This is a genomic window from Kosakonia radicincitans DSM 16656 (genome assembly GCF_000280495.2).
Lineage (GTDB): Bacteria > Pseudomonadota > Gammaproteobacteria > Enterobacterales > Enterobacteriaceae > Kosakonia > Kosakonia radicincitans.
Map to the genome: position 1 here is coordinate 229,115 of NZ_CP018016.1, position 17,028 is coordinate 246,142.

The 17,028-nt window shown below is 55.2% G+C and carries 16 protein-coding genes; 10 read left to right on the forward strand and 6 right to left on the reverse strand.

Features of this window, described 5'->3' with window-relative positions; all coding sequences use genetic code 11:
• Window positions 1-2: 2 nt before the first annotated feature.
• Together aguA and aguB are read right to left on the reverse strand one after the other, a co-directional pair.
• On the reverse strand, window positions 3-1,085 hold the full coding sequence (gene aguA, locus Y71_RS01055; RefSeq protein WP_007369607.1) for an agmatine deiminase: 1,083 nt from the start codon (window positions 1,083-1,085) through the stop codon (window positions 3-5).
• Between the two features lie 3 nt (window positions 1,086-1,088).
• A complete protein-coding gene (gene aguB / locus Y71_RS01060) occupies window positions 1,089-1,973 on the reverse strand; it encodes an N-carbamoylputrescine amidase (protein WP_007369608.1) in 885 nt (294 codons plus the stop codon).
• 132 nt (window positions 1,974-2,105) lie between these two features.
• On the opposite strand from aguB, the gene Y71_RS01065 reads away from it, so the two are divergent.
• The 3 genes from Y71_RS01065 (at window position 2,106) to Y71_RS01070 (ending at window position 4,141) form a co-directional block, all read left to right on the forward strand.
• Window positions 2,106-2,999 carry a LysR family transcriptional regulator gene (locus Y71_RS01065; RefSeq protein WP_007369609.1) on the forward strand — a complete coding sequence of 298 codons (894 nt, stop codon included), beginning with the start codon at window positions 2,106-2,108 and terminating at the stop codon, window positions 2,997-2,999.
• Between the two features lie 370 nt (window positions 3,000-3,369).
• On the forward strand, window positions 3,370-3,453 hold the full coding sequence (gene dinQ / locus Y71_RS29860) for a damage-inducible type I toxin DinQ (protein ID WP_143091372.1): 84 nt from the start codon (window positions 3,370-3,372) through the stop codon (window positions 3,451-3,453).
• Between the two features lie 82 nt (window positions 3,454-3,535).
• Complete coding sequence (locus Y71_RS01070; RefSeq protein WP_007369610.1) at window positions 3,536-4,141, forward strand: histidine phosphatase family protein; 606 nt, start codon at window positions 3,536-3,538, stop codon at window positions 4,139-4,141.
• Between the two features lie 188 nt (window positions 4,142-4,329).
• Here Y71_RS01070 and gorA read toward each other — a convergent pair whose 3' ends face one another.
• Window positions 4,330-5,682, reverse strand: coding sequence for a glutathione-disulfide reductase (gene gorA / locus Y71_RS01075; RefSeq protein WP_007369612.1), 1,353 nt, complete (start codon window positions 5,680-5,682; stop codon window positions 4,330-4,332).
• Between the two features lie 82 nt (window positions 5,683-5,764).
• A complete protein-coding gene (locus Y71_RS01080; protein WP_007369613.1) occupies window positions 5,765-6,607 on the reverse strand; it encodes a 23S rRNA (adenine(2030)-N(6))-methyltransferase RlmJ in 843 nt (280 codons plus the stop codon).
• 193 nt (window positions 6,608-6,800) lie between these two features.
• Here Y71_RS01080 and Y71_RS01085 point away from each other — a divergent pair, with 193 nt between their 5' ends.
• The 3 genes from Y71_RS01085 (at window position 6,801) to rsmJ (ending at window position 11,028) form a co-directional block, all read left to right on the forward strand.
• Window positions 6,801-8,072, forward strand: coding sequence for an acid phosphatase (locus Y71_RS01085; RefSeq protein WP_007369614.1), 1,272 nt, complete (start codon window positions 6,801-6,803; stop codon window positions 8,070-8,072).
• 156 nt (window positions 8,073-8,228) lie between these two features.
• On the forward strand, window positions 8,229-10,271 hold the full coding sequence (gene prlC, locus Y71_RS01090) for an oligopeptidase A (RefSeq protein WP_007369615.1): 2,043 nt from the start codon (window positions 8,229-8,231) through the stop codon (window positions 10,269-10,271).
• Window positions 10,272-10,275: 4 nt separating this feature from the next.
• Window positions 10,276-11,028: a 16S rRNA (guanine(1516)-N(2))-methyltransferase RsmJ gene (rsmJ, locus tag Y71_RS01095; protein ID WP_007369616.1), complete on the forward strand. Its 753-nt coding sequence runs from the start codon at window positions 10,276-10,278 to the stop codon at window positions 11,026-11,028.
• Between the two features lie 66 nt (window positions 11,029-11,094).
• On the opposite strand, the gene uspA is transcribed toward rsmJ, so the two are convergent.
• Window positions 11,095-11,532, reverse strand: coding sequence for a universal stress protein UspA (gene uspA / locus Y71_RS01100; RefSeq protein WP_007369617.1), 438 nt, complete (start codon window positions 11,530-11,532; stop codon window positions 11,095-11,097).
• A gap of 26 nt (window positions 11,533-11,558) precedes the next feature.
• Between uspA and Y71_RS01105 the strand changes: the two genes are divergently transcribed.
• Window positions 11,559-11,774: a hypothetical protein gene (locus Y71_RS01105; protein ID WP_035886712.1), complete on the forward strand. Its 216-nt coding sequence runs from the start codon at window positions 11,559-11,561 to the stop codon at window positions 11,772-11,774.
• 212 nt (window positions 11,775-11,986) lie between these two features.
• Window positions 11,987-12,322: a universal stress protein UspB gene (gene uspB / locus Y71_RS01110; protein ID WP_007369618.1), complete on the forward strand. Its 336-nt coding sequence runs from the start codon at window positions 11,987-11,989 to the stop codon at window positions 12,320-12,322.
• A gap of 77 nt (window positions 12,323-12,399) precedes the next feature.
• On the opposite strand, the gene pitA is transcribed toward uspB, so the two are convergent.
• Window positions 12,400-13,896 carry an inorganic phosphate transporter PitA gene (pitA, locus tag Y71_RS01115; protein WP_007369619.1) on the reverse strand — a complete coding sequence of 499 codons (1,497 nt, stop codon included), beginning with the start codon at window positions 13,894-13,896 and terminating at the stop codon, window positions 12,400-12,402.
• A 228-nt stretch (window positions 13,897-14,124) separates the two neighbouring features.
• On the opposite strand from pitA, the gene Y71_RS01120 reads away from it, so the two are divergent.
• Window positions 14,125-15,315, forward strand: coding sequence for a BaiN/RdsA family NAD(P)/FAD-dependent oxidoreductase (locus Y71_RS01120; RefSeq protein ID WP_007369620.1), 1,191 nt, complete (start codon window positions 14,125-14,127; stop codon window positions 15,313-15,315).
• A 184-nt stretch (window positions 15,316-15,499) separates the two neighbouring features.
• Window positions 15,500-16,912 (forward strand): hypothetical protein, encoded by a 1,413-nt coding sequence (locus tag Y71_RS01125; RefSeq protein WP_007369621.1) that lies wholly within the window; start codon window positions 15,500-15,502, stop codon window positions 16,910-16,912.
• Window positions 16,913-17,028 lie beyond the last annotated feature (116 nt).

The window sequence follows — 17,028 nt, forward strand, 5'->3', positions numbered from 1 at the left end:
GATCAACGCGGGATTTGCTGGGTGATGCAGTGAATATTGCCGCCGCCGAGCAGAATTTCGCGCGCCGGAACGCCAGTGATGACGAAATCCGGGAACATCTCCTCAAACAGCGCCTGCGCCGCGCCATCGGTGGCCGGGTGCAACTGCGGATAGATAATCTGCTGGTTGCTGACCAGATAGTTGACGTAGGAACCCGCCAGACGATTGCCTTCGTGGCGCTCAATCGCCGTCCCTTTTTCCACATCATTGGTTTCTTCCGCACTGGCGTACAGCGCCGGCGGCGACGGGACTTTCCACACTTTCAGCGTACGACCCTGTGCATCTTTGGTGTTTTCCAGCACCTGCAACGCCGCTGCGGAGCGGGCGTACTGCGGGTCATTCTGGTCATCAGTCCAGTGCAGCGCCACTTCGCCGGGGCGCACGAAGCAGCACATATTGTCGATGTGACCGTCGGTCTCATCGTTAAACACGCCTTCCGGCAACCAGATGATTTGTGACACGCCAAGGTAATCGCGCAGCTGTTGCTCGATCTCCGCCTGGCTCAGATTCGGGTTGCGGTTCGGGTTCAGCAGACACTCGGCGGTGGTCAGCAGGGTGCCTTCACCGTCAACGTGAATGGAGCCGCCTTCCAGCACTAAGTCCGTGTTGTAGCATGGCATTTGGTGGTAATTCGCCACATGGCCTGCCACTAACTGATCGCGATCCCAGCTGGCATAAAGCCCGCCGTTCAGGCCGCCCCACGCGTTGAACGTCCAGCTAATACCGCGCTGTTCGCCCGCCTGATTCAGCACTACGGTCGGGCCGGTATCGCGCATCCAGGCGTCGTCGCTCTCCATTTCAATCAGCGTCACTTCCGCTGGCATGGTGCTGCGCGCTTTCGCCATTTCGACCACAGGAACGCCCATGATGACCGGCGTATTGCGGGAAATCGCTTTTGCCACGGCCGCAAACGCCTGCTGGGCTGGTGCAGCATTGGCGCGCCAGTTATCGGTACGATAAGGCCAGATCATCCACACAGCCTGATGCGGCGCCCACTCTGCCGGCATTGCGAACCCGTCTTTTACGGGCGTGGTCAGCTGCGCCATCGCTTAGCTCCTCACGCTACCGTCAGAGGTCGCAATCGCGCCGTACATGTTCGGGCGGCGGTCGCGGAACAGACCCCAGGAGGCGCGCTGCGCGGCAACGGCATCCAGATCGAAGGTGTGCACCAGCACCGCTTCGTCGGTTTTATTGGCCTGCGCTACCAGTTCACCGGTCTGATCGGCGATGAATGAAGAACCGTAGAAGGTCATTTCCAGGCCTTCAATGTATTTACTGGCTTCGGTGCCGATACGGTTCGAGGCAATCACCGGAATGACGTTGGCGGCAGCGTGGCCCTGCTGAACACGGGTCCAGTGCGGCTGGCTGTCGATATCCGGGTAGGCCGGTTCAGAACCGATCGCGGTCGGGTAGAAGATCAGCTCTGCGCCCTGCAATGCCAGGCAACGCGCGGTTTCCGGGAACCACTGATCCCAGCAAATGCCGACGCCGATTTTGGCGTAGCGGGTGTTCCAGACTTTGAATCCGGTATCGCCAGGGATGAAGAACTGTTTTTCCTGGTAAGCCGGACCGTTCGGAATATGGGTTTTACGGTAGGTGTCCAGCACGCTGCCGTCGGCATCGATCATCACCAGCGAGTTGTAGTACGCGTTATTGCATTTTTCGAACAAGCTCAGCGGCAGCACCACTTCCAGCTCTTTCGCCAGTGCTGAGAAATGCTTAATCAGCGGGCTGGTTGCGACTTCCTGCGCCAGCGCATAGTGCTCCGGGCTCTGATCGATGCAGAAATAAGGGGCAGCAAAAAGCTCCTGGATCAGGATCACCTGTGCGCCCTGGCGGTGCGCTTCGCGAACTAAACGTTCCGCGTTCTGTACGTTTTTTTCCAGTTCCCAGGTGCAAGCCATCTGGGTCGCGGCAACAGTTACATTTCTCATCAATTCTCTCCCGTTGGTCTCGGTTCAGACAGTGCAAATCATCCGCACTTCTTTTGCTGCAAACTATAGCAACGATCTTCGTTATGCATAAAATGTATTGTTATCATGAAAACATGAAAAGGGTGCATAGTAGTGGTCGATCTGAATTTGCTGCGGCTGGTGCCGATCCTGGCGAAAGAGAAAAACGTGACCCGGGCGGCGCAGAAGGCCAATCTTTCACAATCTGCGTTTAGCCATGCGTTGAACCGTCTGCGCGAGCAGCTCAAAGACGAAATGTTTATTCGCACGCGCAACGGCATGGAGCCGACGCCGTACGCAGCGATGATGATCCCGGTGATTGAGAATGCGCTCAGCAAGCTGGATACCGCCACGCGCGGGCCAAGCCACTTCGATCCCGCCCGCGATGCACATACTTTTTATATCGGCGCGGTGGATTACTTCGAATTTATGTTTATGCCAGTGCTGACCGCCCGCTTTAAAACCATCGCCCCGAATGTGCGGTTGTCGGTCGATATTCTTTCGGAAACCATCAAGGTTGAACGGGTAGAAAAAGGGCAACTCGACGCGTTTATCGGCGTTGATACCGTGCAGCATATTCCGCACTACTTTAATCGATACCCGCTGATTTCCGACCATTTCGTGGCAATTGCTTCTATGGAGCGCACCGATTTGCCGGAAACCCTGACGCTTAAACATCTGGTCAGCGAGTCACAAATCCATTTACCGGCGGTTAGCTCTGGCGCGGATCATATTGATAGCTGGCTGCTGTCGCAGCATCTCTACCGTCCGCTGGCGACGGTAGTGCAAAGTTATGCTGTTGGAGGACGTGTGGCTGTCGCGACCGGTTATTTGATGTGCGTTCCGTTCCGTATCGCCCAGGAGCTGGCAAAGATGCTGCCGCTGCGCATCATGGCGCTGCCGGACGGCGCACCCTCTTACGATTTACTGCTGCTTACCCACCGGCTTTATGATTATCAGCCTGCGGTGCAGTGGCTGATCAATGAGTTGAAGGCGGTGCGGGTTTAGCGAATCTACAGGCGAAAAAAAACCGACTGGTGAGGTCGGCTTTTTTACATCCGGAACAGCCAACTGCTCTGGCCGGTTTTGAACTGTCTCTGACTAACCGCTGCAGTATAAAACAAGGGGGATAAGCGAGCAAATTTTGAACTCGTCGGATGCCCTGAGGGTGGTTATAATCTGCCCGTTAGTGCTGGTGACAAGACTACTCCGGGGCCGCTTTTACGCTTTTTAAGTCCTGGCCGGATGTACGGGTGGTGCCGCATCGGGTGCTCTGGCCGGAGTAGAACTGTCTCTGACTAACACTGAGATCAACCTCTGTGACAGGCAGTCCACGAGTAAGCAGCGGCGTTCTCACTCCGTTTTATGGAGAAAACGGGTGATTGATAAAGCAATCATCATTCTGGGAGCGTTAATCGCGCTGCTGGAATTGATCCGTTATCTACTTCAGTTGCTGAACTGATAACGGAAACGTACCTAAGGGCAGGGAGTTAACCACTTCCTGCCTTTTAATATTTCAGGCCGATAAGCCGCGAGCTTCGAAAATGAACGTGTTTTTAATTCGCCATCCGCAAACCGAGTGGAACCGCGCCGGAATTATCCAGGGGCGTCTCGATAGCCCGTGGACATTGCGCGGACAGGAAGAGTGCAACGCACTGATTGCCGGGTTGCAGGCCGAGGAGGTAACGCCTGGCGCTGTTATCTCCTCTCCGGCAGGCCGGGCACAGCAGATGGCGGCGCGGATAGCCGCGCATTTCGCCTGCGATTTTCAGTTGCACGACGCGCTACAGGAGCAACATTTTGGCGAGCTTGAAGGTCGCAGTCTGAGCGAAATACAGCGCGCATATCCGCCGTTTATCGATGATGAACATTTCTGTCCGCCGCAGGGCGAATCTTTGGCGCAGGCGGTGCAGCGGCTACTCACTTTTCTGCACAGATTGCCGGATATTTGCTCGCAGGAAACAGTGGCACTGGTCTCGCATGGTCATGTGATTCAGGCGGTTATTGCGCAACTGATGGAAAACTCGCTGAGCAATGTTGCGCGTTACCACCACCCGAATGCCAGCTTTTCGCTGCTGGCGATAGAGGAGAAATCTTGTCGGGTGATGCGCTGGGGAATCGCCAGCCATTTATTGAGGCTGCCCGCGTGACACGTTTTGTGGTTCAGCTTGCTTCTTAAAAAAGTGGGTGATTTCTTGCATCAGTGACGGTTCGCTTTCTGACCAACATTCCGACTTGGTGATATGCATTTCTCCGCTCATCTGATGCAGGCGACACCGATGAAAAAAAAGAAGCCCCGTTTGGGGCTTCTCTGGTGTGTCGTTTTTACCGCTGATGCTTAGCGCATCGTGACAAACTCTTCTGCGGCAGTCGGGTGAATGGCGACGGTGTTGTCGAAGTCTTTTTTGGTGGCGCCCATCTTCAGCGCAACCGCAAAGCCCTGCAACATCTCGTCCATGCCGGAGCCGATACCGTGGATACCGACGATTTTCTCTTCCGGACCGACGCAGACCAGCTTCATGCGACACGGCTGGCGGTGAGAGGTGACGGCGGTGTACATCGCGGTGAACGACGATTTATAGATTTTCACCTGATCGTCGCCGTACTGCTCGCGCGCCTGCGGCTCGGTTAAACCGACGGTGCCAATCGGTGGGTGGCTGAACACAACGGTAGGAATATTGGTGTAGTCGAGATGCTCATCCGGCTTGTTGTTAAACAGGCGTTCGGAGAGACGACGGCCAGCGGCAACGGCAACCGGAGTCAGTTCTACCGCGCCGGTATTATCGCCCACCGCGTAAATCCCCGGCACGCTGGTGTTCTGGAATTTATCGACTTCAATATAACCTTTGTCATTGGTTTTCACGCCAGTGGCTGCAAGGTTGAAGTTATCGGTCGCCGGTTCACGGCCAATCGCCCAGATCAGGCAATCAACGGTTTGCGAGCGGTCATCTTCCAGGGTGATGGTCAGGCTGCCGTCAGCGTTTTTCACTACCGTTTTCGGAATCGCGTGGGTATGTAGCGTCGGGCCTTCCGCCGCCATCACTTCGACCAGCGTTTCAGTGATCAGCGGATCGAAGTTGCGCAGCGGCGCATGTTTACGCACGAACAGATGTGTTTCAGCTCCAAGGCCGTTCACCACGCCCGCCAGCTCAACGGCGATGTACCCTGCGCCAACAATGGCAACGCGCTTTGGCAGCGCGGGCAGGGCGAAGAAACCATCGGAATCAATGCCGTATTCCGAGCCCGGAATGTCCGGGTGGCTCGGACGGCCGCCAGTGGCGATCAGAATATGATCGGCGGTGATCGTTTCACCGTTCACTTCCACGGTTTTGGCATCAACAAAACGGGCAAAACCACGGATCACATCGACGTTATTTTTACCCAGCACGTTCTCGTAAGAGGTATGGATACGGTCGATGTAAGCGCTGCGGCTGGCAACCAGTTTGCTCCAGTCGAAATGGTTGACGGTGGTGTCAAAGCCGTAGTCCGGGCCATAGAGATGAATGGCTTCAGCGATCTGTGCGGCGTGCCACATCACTTTTTTCGGAACACAACCCACGTTCACACAGGTGCCGCCAAGATCTTTGGCCTCAATCAGCGCGCATTTTTGACCGTACATGGCTGCACGGTTGATCGAGGCAATACCACCGCTGCCGCCGCCAATGGCGATGTAGTCGTAATGTTTGCTCATGGTTTTTTCCTTAATCCTGAACGAAGTCGAAAATTGTCGCGATTGTAACGCGCAATCCGAAAGGTTCCACCGATGGCTGCGATTACTCCGGGACGATCTGGTGAACCAGCGTGTGCCCGGTACCGGCCGGCACCAGCTTGCTGTGCAACCACGGCAGCACACTGTTCATCTGTGCTTCCAGCTTCCACGGCGGGTTAATGACGATCATGCCGGAAGCCGTCATGCCGCGCTGATCGCTGTCCGGCCGCACGGCCAGTTCAATTTGCAGAATATTGCGAATGCCGGTCTCTTCCAGATCGCGCAGCATGCGTTTGATCTGCTGGCGCAGCACCACCGGATACCAAAGCGCGTAAATGCCTGTGGCAAAACGTTTATGGCCTTCCAGAATACCGCTCACTACTGCCTGGTAGTCGGTTTTAATCTCATACGGCGGGTCGATAAGAATCAGACCACGACGGGAAACCGGCGGCAGTTTGGCCTTCAACTGCTGATAACCGTCGGCGCGTTCAACGCGGGCGCGGCTGTCTTTCTGGAACTCCTGGCGCAGCAGCGGGTAATCGCTTGGGTGCAGCTCGGTTAATTGCAGGCTGTCCTGCTCGCGCAGTAATTCACGGGCAATCAGCGGTGAACCCGGGTAATAGCGCAGTTGCTCACCGCGGTTGAAGTGGCGCACTGCAGTCATGTACGGCTCAAGCTCGGCCGGTAAATCGTCCTGCTGCCAGATGCGGGCGATGCCTTCCAGATATTCGCCCGTGCGCTCCGCATGTTCGCCAGAGAGCTGATAGCGTCCGGCACCTGCATGGGTGTCGAGATAGAGAAACGGTTTCTCTTTTTCTTTCAGCGCTTCAATGATCAGGCTCTGAACGGTGTGTTTAAGGACGTCGGCGTGGTTGCCAGCGTGAAAGCTGTGGCGATAACTGAGCATGGGGACTGAGATTCCGGAAAATAAACGAGATTCTGCACAGTTTACCGTAGATTGCCGCAGATTACCGCTGCACCGCGGGCTTGTTTCATTTCAGCGGAAAAGGTTTCAAAACATAACGGTGTCATGAAAATGTCAAACTGCCGCGCTAGCGTCGGGTTCAGGCAAGGTAATTCTTTGAATAAAAGGATAAAAAATGAAAATCCGTCTCACTCTTTTAACTGCCGCGCTGCTGTTGGCTAACCAGGCGATGGCAAAAGATATTCCGCTGGTGCAGGCGCGCGATATTGCCAATACCACCACGCCAGCCTCGGACAGCCAGGCGTATGTTGCGCTGGAAGCACAATCACTGGCCGGGCTGCGCCAGGCCTTGCAGGGTAACGCTGCGTCGCTGACCCGCGATCAACTGGAGCACGCCGCGCAGAGCGCTAAACAGGCGGATAGCGCCTGGCTGAAGGCGCGCGGTTATGATTTCCAGACTAAAGCAAATCAGCAGGCGGGTATCGCGCTACTCTCCAGTTTTAGCGCTCTGCCAAAGCCGGTGCTGGATACCAATCTGCATACCGTTGAGGCGATTAACCGCGATGCCACGCAGGGTTTGCGCCGTCAGGCGCTGGCTGATGCTGAGGGAATCAGCTATCTCTATTTTATTGCCGATGCGCTGGGGCCAAAACTGGGCAACGCTTTTCTCACTGCCTATGACAAAGGCGAGTTAGGCAAAGCGGCGGCGTTAATCAAAGCCAGCGAAGTGAGTACTGGCGCGGCGAAAAAGCATTTTGACTATAAGCGTCCGTTCCTGATCCAGAACAACAGCATTCACCTGGTGCCGGACGACGTGGTGGTGAAAGATAACAAAGCCTATACCGCGGATGGTGGCTCGTTCCCCAGCGGCCATACCAACACCGGTTATACTGATTCGTTGCTGATGGCGGAGATGATCCCGGAACGTTTTGACGCACTGCTGACGCGCGGTGCGCGCTACGGTTATTCCCGCGTGGTGTTGGGTGTGCACTATCCGCTGGATGTCATCGGTTCCAGGATGGTGGCGGAGCGTAACGTCGCACATTACCTGAATGATGCGAAATACCGTGCCCTGTTCAATGAAGCCCGCGACCAGCTTCGCGCCGCGCTGGAAAAAGAGTGCGGCACGTCGCTTGCGCAATGTGCGCAGAGCGCCGGGAAAGACGATCCGTATCGCGACCCGGCAATGCGCGATTTCTACCGTTTCACCATGACTTACAATTTGCCGCAGCAGAAAGGGACAGAGAAAAAACTGAAAGTACCGGAAGGGGCTGATGTGCTTTTGGAAGCGGCGTTGCCGAATCTTTCCGCCAGCCAGCGCCGTGCGCTGATGGTGAAAACGGCGATACCGGCGGGTTACCCGCTTTCTGGCGATAACGATGAACAGAGCTTCTGGCAGCGCCTGAACCTGTCTGCGGCCTATGAGATGGCGCATAAATCCCGCTGAGGTTTGCGTGTGTAATACCCGGCGAGCGCAATGCCGCCGGGCGTTTTCTTCGTTGTGGCTTATTGCAACGATACCCTGGTACGCGGAGCGCACGGGATTGAAATCTGCGGGACTTGGCCCCATTCTTAACCAATACTTCATACCAAGGACTGCGCTATGACCAACCCATTATTGACGCCTTTTGTGCTCCCCCCTTTTTCTAAAATTCTTCCTGAGCATGTTGTTCCTGCGGTGACCAAAGCGCTGGACGACTGCCGGAGCGCAGTGGAACGCGTTGTTGCGCAGGGCGGCCCCTACTCCTGGGACAATCTTTGTCAGCCGCTGGCTGAAGTGGACGATCGCCTTGGCCGTCTCTTCTCGCCGGTCAGCCACCTGAATTCAGTGAAAAACAGCCCGGAACTGCGCGAAGCGTACGAACAAACGCTGCCACTGCTGTCGGAATACAGCACCTGGGTCGGGCAGAACGAAGGGCTGTACAACGCCTATCGCGATCTGCGTGACGGCCCGCATTACGCTGCGCTGAGCGTGGCGGAGAAAAAAGCGGTGGATAACGCGCTGCGCGATTTCAAACTGTCGGGCATCGGCCTGCCAAAAGAGAAACAGCAGCGCTATGGCGAAATCGCCTCACGCCTCTCTGAACTGGGTAACCTTTACAGCAACAATGTGCTCGATGCCACTATGGGCTGGAGCAAGCTGGTCACTGACGAATCTGAACTCTCCGGCATGCCGGAAAGCGCCCTGGCGGCGGCGAAAGCGCAGGCAGAAGCCAAAGAGCAGCAAGGCTGGTTGCTGACGCTGGATATCCCGAGCTATCTGCCGGTGATGACCTATTGCGATAACCAGGCGCTGCGTGAAGAGATGTATCGCGCTTACAGCACCCGTGCTTCCGATCAGGGGCCGAATGCGGGTAAGTGGGACAATAGCCCGATCATGGCCGAGATCCTCGCGCTGCGTCATGAACTGGCGCAACTGCTCGGTTTTGAAAGCTATGCCTTTAAATCGCTGGCCACCAAAATGGCGGAAAACCCGGCGCAGGTGCTGGAATTCTTAACTGATCTTGCCAAACGTGCGCGTCCGCAGGGCGAAAAAGAGCTGGCGCAACTGCGCGCCTTCGCTAAAGCCGAATTTGGTGTTGATGAGCTGCAACCGTGGGATATCGGTTACTACAGCGAAAAACAGAAGCAGCACCTCTACAGCATCAGCGATGAGCAACTGCGTCCGTACTTCCCGGAAAACCGCGCGGTGAACGGCCTGTTTGAAGTGGTGAAACGCATTTACGGCATCACCGCCAAAGAACGCAAGGATATTGATGTCTGGCATCCGGACGTACGTTTCTTCGAGCTTTACGATGAGAACAACGAGCTGCGCGGCAGCTTCTACCTCGATCTTTATGCCCGCGAACACAAACGTGGCGGCGCGTGGATGGATGACTGCGTTGGCCAGATGCGCCGCGCCGACGGTTCGCTGCAAAAACCCGTCGCGTACCTCACCTGTAACTTTAACCGCCCGGTCAACGGCAAACCGGCGCTGTTCACTCATGACGAAGTGATCACCCTGTTCCATGAGTTTGGCCACGGTCTGCACCATATGCTGACGCGCGTTGAAACCGCCGGGGTGGCAGGGATCAGCGGTGTGCCGTGGGATGCGGTCGAGCTACCGAGCCAGTTTATGGAAAACTGGTGCTGGGAGCCGGAAGCGCTGGCGTTTATCTCCGGTCATTATGAAACCGGCGAGCCGTTGCCGCAGGAGTTGCTGGACAAAATGCTGGCGGCGAAAAACTACCAGGCGGCGATGTTTATCCTGCGTCAGCTGGAGTTCGGCCTGTTCGACTTCCGTCTGCACGCCGAATTTAGCCCGGAGCAGGGGGCAAAAATCCTCGAAACGCTGGCCGAAATCAAACGTCAGGTCGCCGTGGTGCCGGGGCCGTCGTGGGGCCGCTTCCCGCATGCCTTCAGCCATATTTTCGCGGGCGGATATGCGGCGGGTTACTACAGCTATCTGTGGGCCGATGTGCTGGCGGCAGATGCCTTCTCCCGCTTTGAAGAAGAGGGCATCTTCAACCGCGAAACCGGGCAGTCGTTCCTCGATAACATCCTGACCCGTGGTGGTTCGGAAGAGCCGATGGAGCTGTTCAAACGCTTCCGTGGCCGCGAGCCGCAGATTGACGCCATGCTTGAGCATTACGGTATCGAAGGCTGATGCAGTGAAAATCTGTTTGCTGGATGAAACAGGCGCCGGAGACGGCGCCTTATCTGTTCTTGCGGCCCGCTTCGGGCTGGAGCCGGATGACGATAACCTGATGGCGCTGGTGTTAACGCCGACGCATCTGGAACTGCGTAAGCGCGATGAGCCGAAACTGGGCGGTATCTTTGTCGATTTTGTCGCGGGCGGTATGGCGCACCGGCGTAAGTTTGGCGGTGGTCGCGGTGAAGCTGTCGCCAAAGCGGTTGGTATCAAAGGCAGCTATTTACCGGAGGTGGTGGATGCCACGGCAGGGCTGGGTCGCGATGCGTTTGTGCTGGCCTCGGTGGGTTGCCGCGTGCGGATGCTGGAGCGTAACCCGGTCGTTGCTGCGCTGCTGGAGGATGGTCTTCATCGTGGCTATGCCGATGCGGAAATCGGCCCGTGGCTGCGCGAACGGCTGCAACTGATTCACGCGTCCAGTCTGACGAGCCTGGCGGATATCACGCCGCGCCCGCAGGTGGTTTATCTCGATCCGATGTTCCCGCATAAGCAAAAAAGCGCGCTGGTGAAGAAGGAGATGCGGGTATTCCAGTCGCTGGTTGGCCCGGATCTTGACGCCGATGGTTTGCTGGAGCCTGCGCGCAAGCTTGCCATCAAGCGTGTAGTGGTGAAACGCCCGGATTACGCGCCGCCGCTGGCCGGTGTCGCCACACAGTCGGCGGTAGTGACCAAAAGCCATCGTTTCGATATCTACCCCGGTTCCGGGGAATAAAAAAGCCCGGTCGCGTTGCGCGTACCGGGCTATGTTCAGGCTAACGGTTAATTGTTAGCGGGAATATCAATCCTCTTCTTCATCCCGCAACGGGACAATCAGCATATCAACGTGAACCGTGTTGATAAGCTGGCGCGCGGAGGACATCAGTTTGCTCCAGAAATCCTGGTGATGGCCGCACACCACCAGATCCATATCGTATTTTTTAATCGCATCAACCAGTACCTGGCCCAGGTCGCCGCTGCCGCTCAGAGTTTCGGTGATCGGATAGCCCGCGTTAGTGGACAGCTCGGTCAGCGCCTGGTGAGTTTCATCAGAAATGCGTTTTTGCATATCGCCGAGATTAACGTCGATAAGACCGGTATAAAGATCGGAGTAGTTTACATCGACATGAATCAGGGAAATCTTCGCGTTGTATGGCCGCGCCATGGATACTGCTTTCTCAACCAGCAATTTGCTTTCGGGGGAGAGATCGACTGCGATGAGGATATGTTTGTAAGCCATAGTGGTACTCCTTCCATAAGTTGTCGATGACCATCGGGGTGATTGCCCCTGATACAGTTGCACTGCGCCCGCATCCTGCGTTTCACGTGAGCGTAGCGCCCGGCCTTAAGGATCTTTTTCAGAAGATATTTCTACCTTATAACGCTCTTTTCACACCGTCAATTAACCTGGATCACGAATCACTTAAGCAATATTTACAGCCAGATGCATTGATGGTGATTAAGCTTGTGGTAAAAAAATAAACGGATCTCCTACACTATAAATAAACCGTACGGAAACAGACGGCGTCCCCCAGTTATCCGCGTAAGGAAATGCGGTCAATTGCGGGACTCCGCCTGTGCTTGTCTTCCCGTCCGGGGATTGGTAACACTATTCGTTGTCAGACTTGGTTGGGTATCCAGGCGCGAGCGTTCCGGAGGCTTTCTCCGCGGGCGATCGCCGGGGAGGGGATATGGTGATCAACACTGTTGCGCTGTTTTGGGCTTTATGTGTGGTGTGTTTGGTTAACATGGCGCGTTATTACTCATCACTACGCGCGCTGTTAGTGGTACTTCGTGGTTGTGATCCCTTACTCTATCAGTACGTGGATGGCGGCGGCTTTTTTACCGCGCACGGCCAGCCCAGTAAGCAGATGCGTCTGGTTTGGTATATCTATGCCCAGCGCTACCGCGATCACCATGATGACGAATTCATCCGACGCTGTGAGCGCGTTCGCCGCCAGTTTATTTTAACCAGTTCGCTGTGTGGTCTGGTGGTCATCAGCCTGATTGCGTTGATGATTTGGCATTGAGCGCTGCGTGCGCTAATCAGAGAATAAAAAAAACGGACCAGTTTCCTGACCCGTTTTTTTATTGCGCCTGCGCTGCGTTAAATCAGATGCAGCGAGAGCCAGTACAGTGCGCCGGACAAAATAATCGAGGCTGGCAGGGTGAAGATCCAGGCCATCAAAATATTGGTTACGGTTTTGCGCTGCAAACCGCCGCCGTCGACAATCATTGTCCCGGCCACGGAAGAGGAGAGCACATGCGTGGTGGAAACCGGCATCCCGGTATAACTTGCCAGCCCGATAGATACCGCTGCAGTCATCTGCGCAGACATTCCCTGAGCGTAGGTCATACCTTTCTTACCAATTTTCTCGCCGATGGTGGTCGCCACGCGGCGCCAGCCGATCATTGTGCCGATACCTAACGCCAGCGCTACCGCCATGATGATCCAGATTGGCGCATACTCAATGGTGCTCAGCATATCGCCTTTCAGTTTCTTCAGCAGACGCTGGTCGTCCGTGCTGATCTCCGGCTGCTTCGCCACTTTATCCGTAATATCGGAGAGGCAGAGCATAATACGGCGCAGCTGGCTACGCTGCTCCAGCGGAATCTGCTCGTAGTTTTCGATACCGGTCAGCATCACCTTCGCACGATCCAGCGCCACAATTGCGCGACCCGGATGGCAGTGGAACTCGCCAGGCTGCGTGTTCACTTCTTCCGGTGCCGGAATCAGCGGATCAACGCCGGTGGCTTTTTGCAGCAGCGCCGGATGTTGCTGGAAGTAAGTTTCTACGTTGTTGACGGCATCACGCGTACGAGTGATGTCATAACCTGACGCGTTCATATTCACCACGAAGCCTGCAGGCGCAACGCCAATCAGCACCAGCATAATCAGGCCGATGCCTTTCTGACCATCGTTCGCGCCATGGGAGAAACTCACGCCGATAGCGGAAAGAATCAAGGCGATACGCGTCCAGAACGGCGGCTTTTTCTTACCATCGATCTTCTCGCGTTCAGCTGGCGTCATATGAATACGCGCGCGTTTTTTGGTATTGCTCCAGTAGCGGCGCAGGATAAATATCAGACCACCAGCAATTACCAGCCCGACAATCGGCGAAAGGATGAGGGAGGCGAAGATATCCAGCACTTTCGGGATATTTAAGGCATCCACTACTGAAGTACCGGACATCAGCGCATTAGTTAAACCAATGCCGATAATCGCGCCAATCAGAGTGTGGGAGCTGGAAGCCGGCAGACCCAGATACCAGGTACCAAGGTTCCAGATAATCGCCGCCAGCAGCATGGAGAAGACCATCGCCAGGCCGTGCGCGGAGCTGACATTCAGCAACAGATCGGTTGGCAACATATGCACAATTGCATAGGCAACGCTTAACCCGCCCAGCAAAACGCCGAAGAAGTTAAACACCGCCGCCATCACAACCGCCAGCTGAGAACGCATAGCGCGTGTATAAATTACGGTTGCCACGGCGTTTGCTGTGTCATGGAAGCCATTGATTGCTTCGTAGAACAGAACAAAAACCAGAGCAAGCAAGAGTAATAACCCGGTATGAAGATCCAGGCCAGCAAACAAATGTAACATAGGACGTTAAGCCATTTTGAGGACATGAACGCGGCGCATTATCAGGGACATTAGCGGTGTCGGCAAAGTGAAATATGTATTTTTTTTGACATTATTTCTTACATTCCGCTGAAACTTTAAAATTATCGTATATTTTTCAATGTCATGTTGTTTTTAGCTCTCTTCGCGCTGGTGTGACCAGCGTGAACTCTTTACAATCCGCCACGATTTTTTGATGAGGGTGCAGGTGTGGAAAGGTTTGATGTCATTGTTATCGGCGCGGGTGCGGCGGGTATGTTCTGTGCGGCGCTGGCCGGGCAGGCGGGCTGTCGTGTGCTGTTACTGGACAACGGCAAAAAACCGGGGCGCAAAATCCTGATGTCCGGCGGTGGTCGCTGCAATTTCACTAACCTTTATGTCGAACCCGCAGCCTATTTGAGCCAGAACCCGCATTTTTGTAAATCTGCTCTCGCGCGTTATACCCAGTGGGATTTTATCGATCTGGTCGGCAAGCACGGTATCGCCTGGCATGAGAAGACGCTGGGACAACTTTTCTGCGACGATTCGGCGCAACAGATTGTCGATATGCTGGTGGCAGAGTGCGAAAAAGGCAATGTCACACAGCGCCTGCGCAGCGAAGTGCTGAGCGTAACGCGTGATGATCAGGGTTACACGCTGCAACTGAATGGCGACAGCGTGCAGGCTGCGAAGCTGGTCATTGCTTCCGGCGGGCTGTCGATGCCGGGGCTTGGCGCTTCACCGTTTGGCTATAAAATCGCCGAACAGTTCGGCCTGAAAGTGCTGCCGACACGCGCCGGTCTGGTGCCTTTTACCCTGCATAAGCCGCTGCTGGAGCAGATGCAGACGCTCTCCGGCGTGTCAGTGCCTTCGGTTATTACCGCTGAAGACGGCACGGTTTTCCGGGAAAATCTGCTCTTTACCCACCGCGGGCTTTCAGGTCCGGCAGTTCTGCAAATTTCCAGCTACTGGCAGCCAGGCGAATTCGTCAGCATTAACCTGTTACCGGAGTGCGATCTGGCAAGCTTCCTGGATGAACAGCGCGAAGCGCACCCGAATCAAAGCCTGAAAAACACGCTGGCGATGCAGTTACCGAAACGGCTGGTTGAATGCTTGCAGCAACTGGGGCAGATCCCGGATGTCACGCTGAAGCAGCTCAACAGTCGCGAACAGGAGTCACTGGTCGAGTTACTCACGCACTGGCGCGTTCAACCGAACGGCACGGAAGGGTACCGTACCGCGGAAGTGACGCTGGGCGGCGTTGATACCCACGAACTCTCTTCCCGCACGATGGAAGCCCGCAATGTGCCGGGGCTCTACTTTATCGGCGAGGTGATGGATGTCACCGGCTGGCTGGGCGGCTATAACTTCCAGTGGGCGTGGTCCAGCGCATGGGCCTGCGCGCAGGCGCTGGCGGAGTAATCTTTCCGCCGTAAACGACGGCGTTGCCAGAGGGGTGAATCGCACTACCGGGTTCATCCATCACTATCATTTTTGGTGACTTTCAGCCTCCCCTTTAAGACCTTTATATTTCCTGCCTTCTGCCGATAACCTCATCACTACACATCTGTTGCGCTACTCCATTTGCGCTGACAAAGGAATGAAAATGAAGACGGGCAAGATTCTTCTGCCAGCATTACTGGCCGTGACGTTAAGCAGCCATGCGGCTGACGGGCAAGGCAAAAAAGTCGTTAGCAGCACGGTAAATCCGCTGGTAATGATTCGGCTTAACGATCGCATTACGGCAATGAATCATATTGTTTTTGAAGATGGGCAAAACATTAACCGTTGGGACGGCTTCGATTGCTCCACGCAAAAAGCGGTGAAACTCTACTGGGAAATGCTCGACGATAAAGAGGCGGTCGTGCGCCGTTTTTATGGCGATAGCTACGGACGTTATGCCGCCCCCAGCCCGAACAGCGAACTGAATGATGTCGCCGCCAGCCTCTGCAAATCCCCCGGGCTGAAAAATGCCAGTTGGGTCTACATTGAAAAAAAATCGCAATATGACACGCCGATCCTGCTGGATACCGCTTCAGTTATCCGCGCCAAAGATCTGTTGATTGCGAAAATCGGCTTCGAGTACAACGAGATACAGTACGATCCGCCGTATAATGCGCCGTACGACATGAAAATCGAAGTACACGCATATAACTGCGCAACCAATAAAGACAGCGTGCTCGCCGGGCTGGATATGACGCCGGAAGGTTATGTATCCGATAGTCTGAGCGGGAAAGCGGCGCTGCGCCGGGCGGCGGATTTTACCAATACGCCTGCCACCGCTGCGGCGTTTAAGCAGCTATGCGCAATGAGCACGCCTTCTGCTTTTAAAGGGGAAGGGGCTTATGTTCCCCAGGCGAAGAAAAAAAGCGTCTCCTCCAGGCTTGGCCCGATGCTGCCAGATATGAGCAGCAATTCGCCACAATGGCTGGCGCAATTCCCGCTGCCTGCGGAGATCGACAAACAAGCGCAGCAGATTGTTAACCCGTGGGCGACGCCTCGCTTCAAAAAAATGCAGTGGACTCTGAGCTGGGGGAGTGATGAAGGCGTGCCGATGGAGCTGGATGTTCAACCCAACGGGCTGATGCTGCTGCTGGAAAATTACAACGTGTTTAAGGCGCAGCGCCTGACTTTAGGTAACCTTGGGCAGTTAAAAGGCGGTATCAGCCTGGATAGCTCGCCGAGTATCATCAGCGAACTACACACCAACCTGCGTTTCCCGCTGCATCAGGGACAGAAATTCACCTTTGATACAGCGCTGCCTGCGAAGGGCAAAGATGGTGATAAAACCGCGATCAACCGCCGTTGCGAAGTGACCGGTAGCGATGAGGCTCGCCAGATCAGCAGTGCGCTGAGTGGCCGCTACTGGAAAGTCGCATGCGAAATGCAGAGTGGCGATAAAGGCGAGAAACAGACGCTGGCCTGGCTTGTCGATTACAATGTTTTTCTGCCATTAACGCAGTGGAAAGACGGCGCGGAACTGCCCGTCACCATCAAAGATCTGCAGATAACACGCTAGTCCTGAATCAACCTGAGCCGAAAGGCTCAGGTTTTCATATCCCGAAGATGCGCGATTTACCTGTGCTAACGAAGCGGCTAAAGCCGAAATATTTCATTATATTTCCTGTCAGACGT

Coding starts and splice junctions, on each gene's coding strand:
- aguA (WP_007369607.1), bottom strand. CDS start 1,085: ATGGCGCAGCTGACCACGCCCGTAAAAGACGGGTTCGCAATGCCGGCA.
- aguB (WP_007369608.1), bottom strand. CDS start 1,973: ATGAGAAATGTAACTGTTGCCGCGACCCAGATGGCTTGCACCTGGGAA.
- Y71_RS01070 (WP_007369610.1), top strand. CDS start 3,536: ATGAACGTGTTTTTAATTCGCCATCCGCAAACCGAGTGGAACCGCGCC.
- gorA (WP_007369612.1), bottom strand. CDS start 5,682: ATGAGCAAACATTACGACTACATCGCCATTGGCGGCGGCAGCGGTGGT.
- Y71_RS01080 (WP_007369613.1), bottom strand. CDS start 6,607: ATGCTCAGTTATCGCCACAGCTTTCACGCTGGCAACCACGCCGACGTC.
- Y71_RS01085 (WP_007369614.1), top strand. CDS start 6,801: ATGAAAATCCGTCTCACTCTTTTAACTGCCGCGCTGCTGTTGGCTAAC.
- prlC (WP_007369615.1), top strand. CDS start 8,229: ATGACCAACCCATTATTGACGCCTTTTGTGCTCCCCCCTTTTTCTAAA.
- uspA (WP_007369617.1), bottom strand. CDS start 11,532: ATGGCTTACAAACATATCCTCATCGCAGTCGATCTCTCCCCCGAAAGC.
- Y71_RS01105 (WP_035886712.1), top strand. CDS start 11,559: ATGACCATCGGGGTGATTGCCCCTGATACAGTTGCACTGCGCCCGCAT.
- pitA (WP_007369619.1), bottom strand. CDS start 13,896: ATGTTACATTTGTTTGCTGGCCTGGATCTTCATACCGGGTTATTACTC.
- Y71_RS01125 (WP_007369621.1), top strand. CDS start 15,500: ATGAAGACGGGCAAGATTCTTCTGCCAGCATTACTGGCCGTGACGTTA.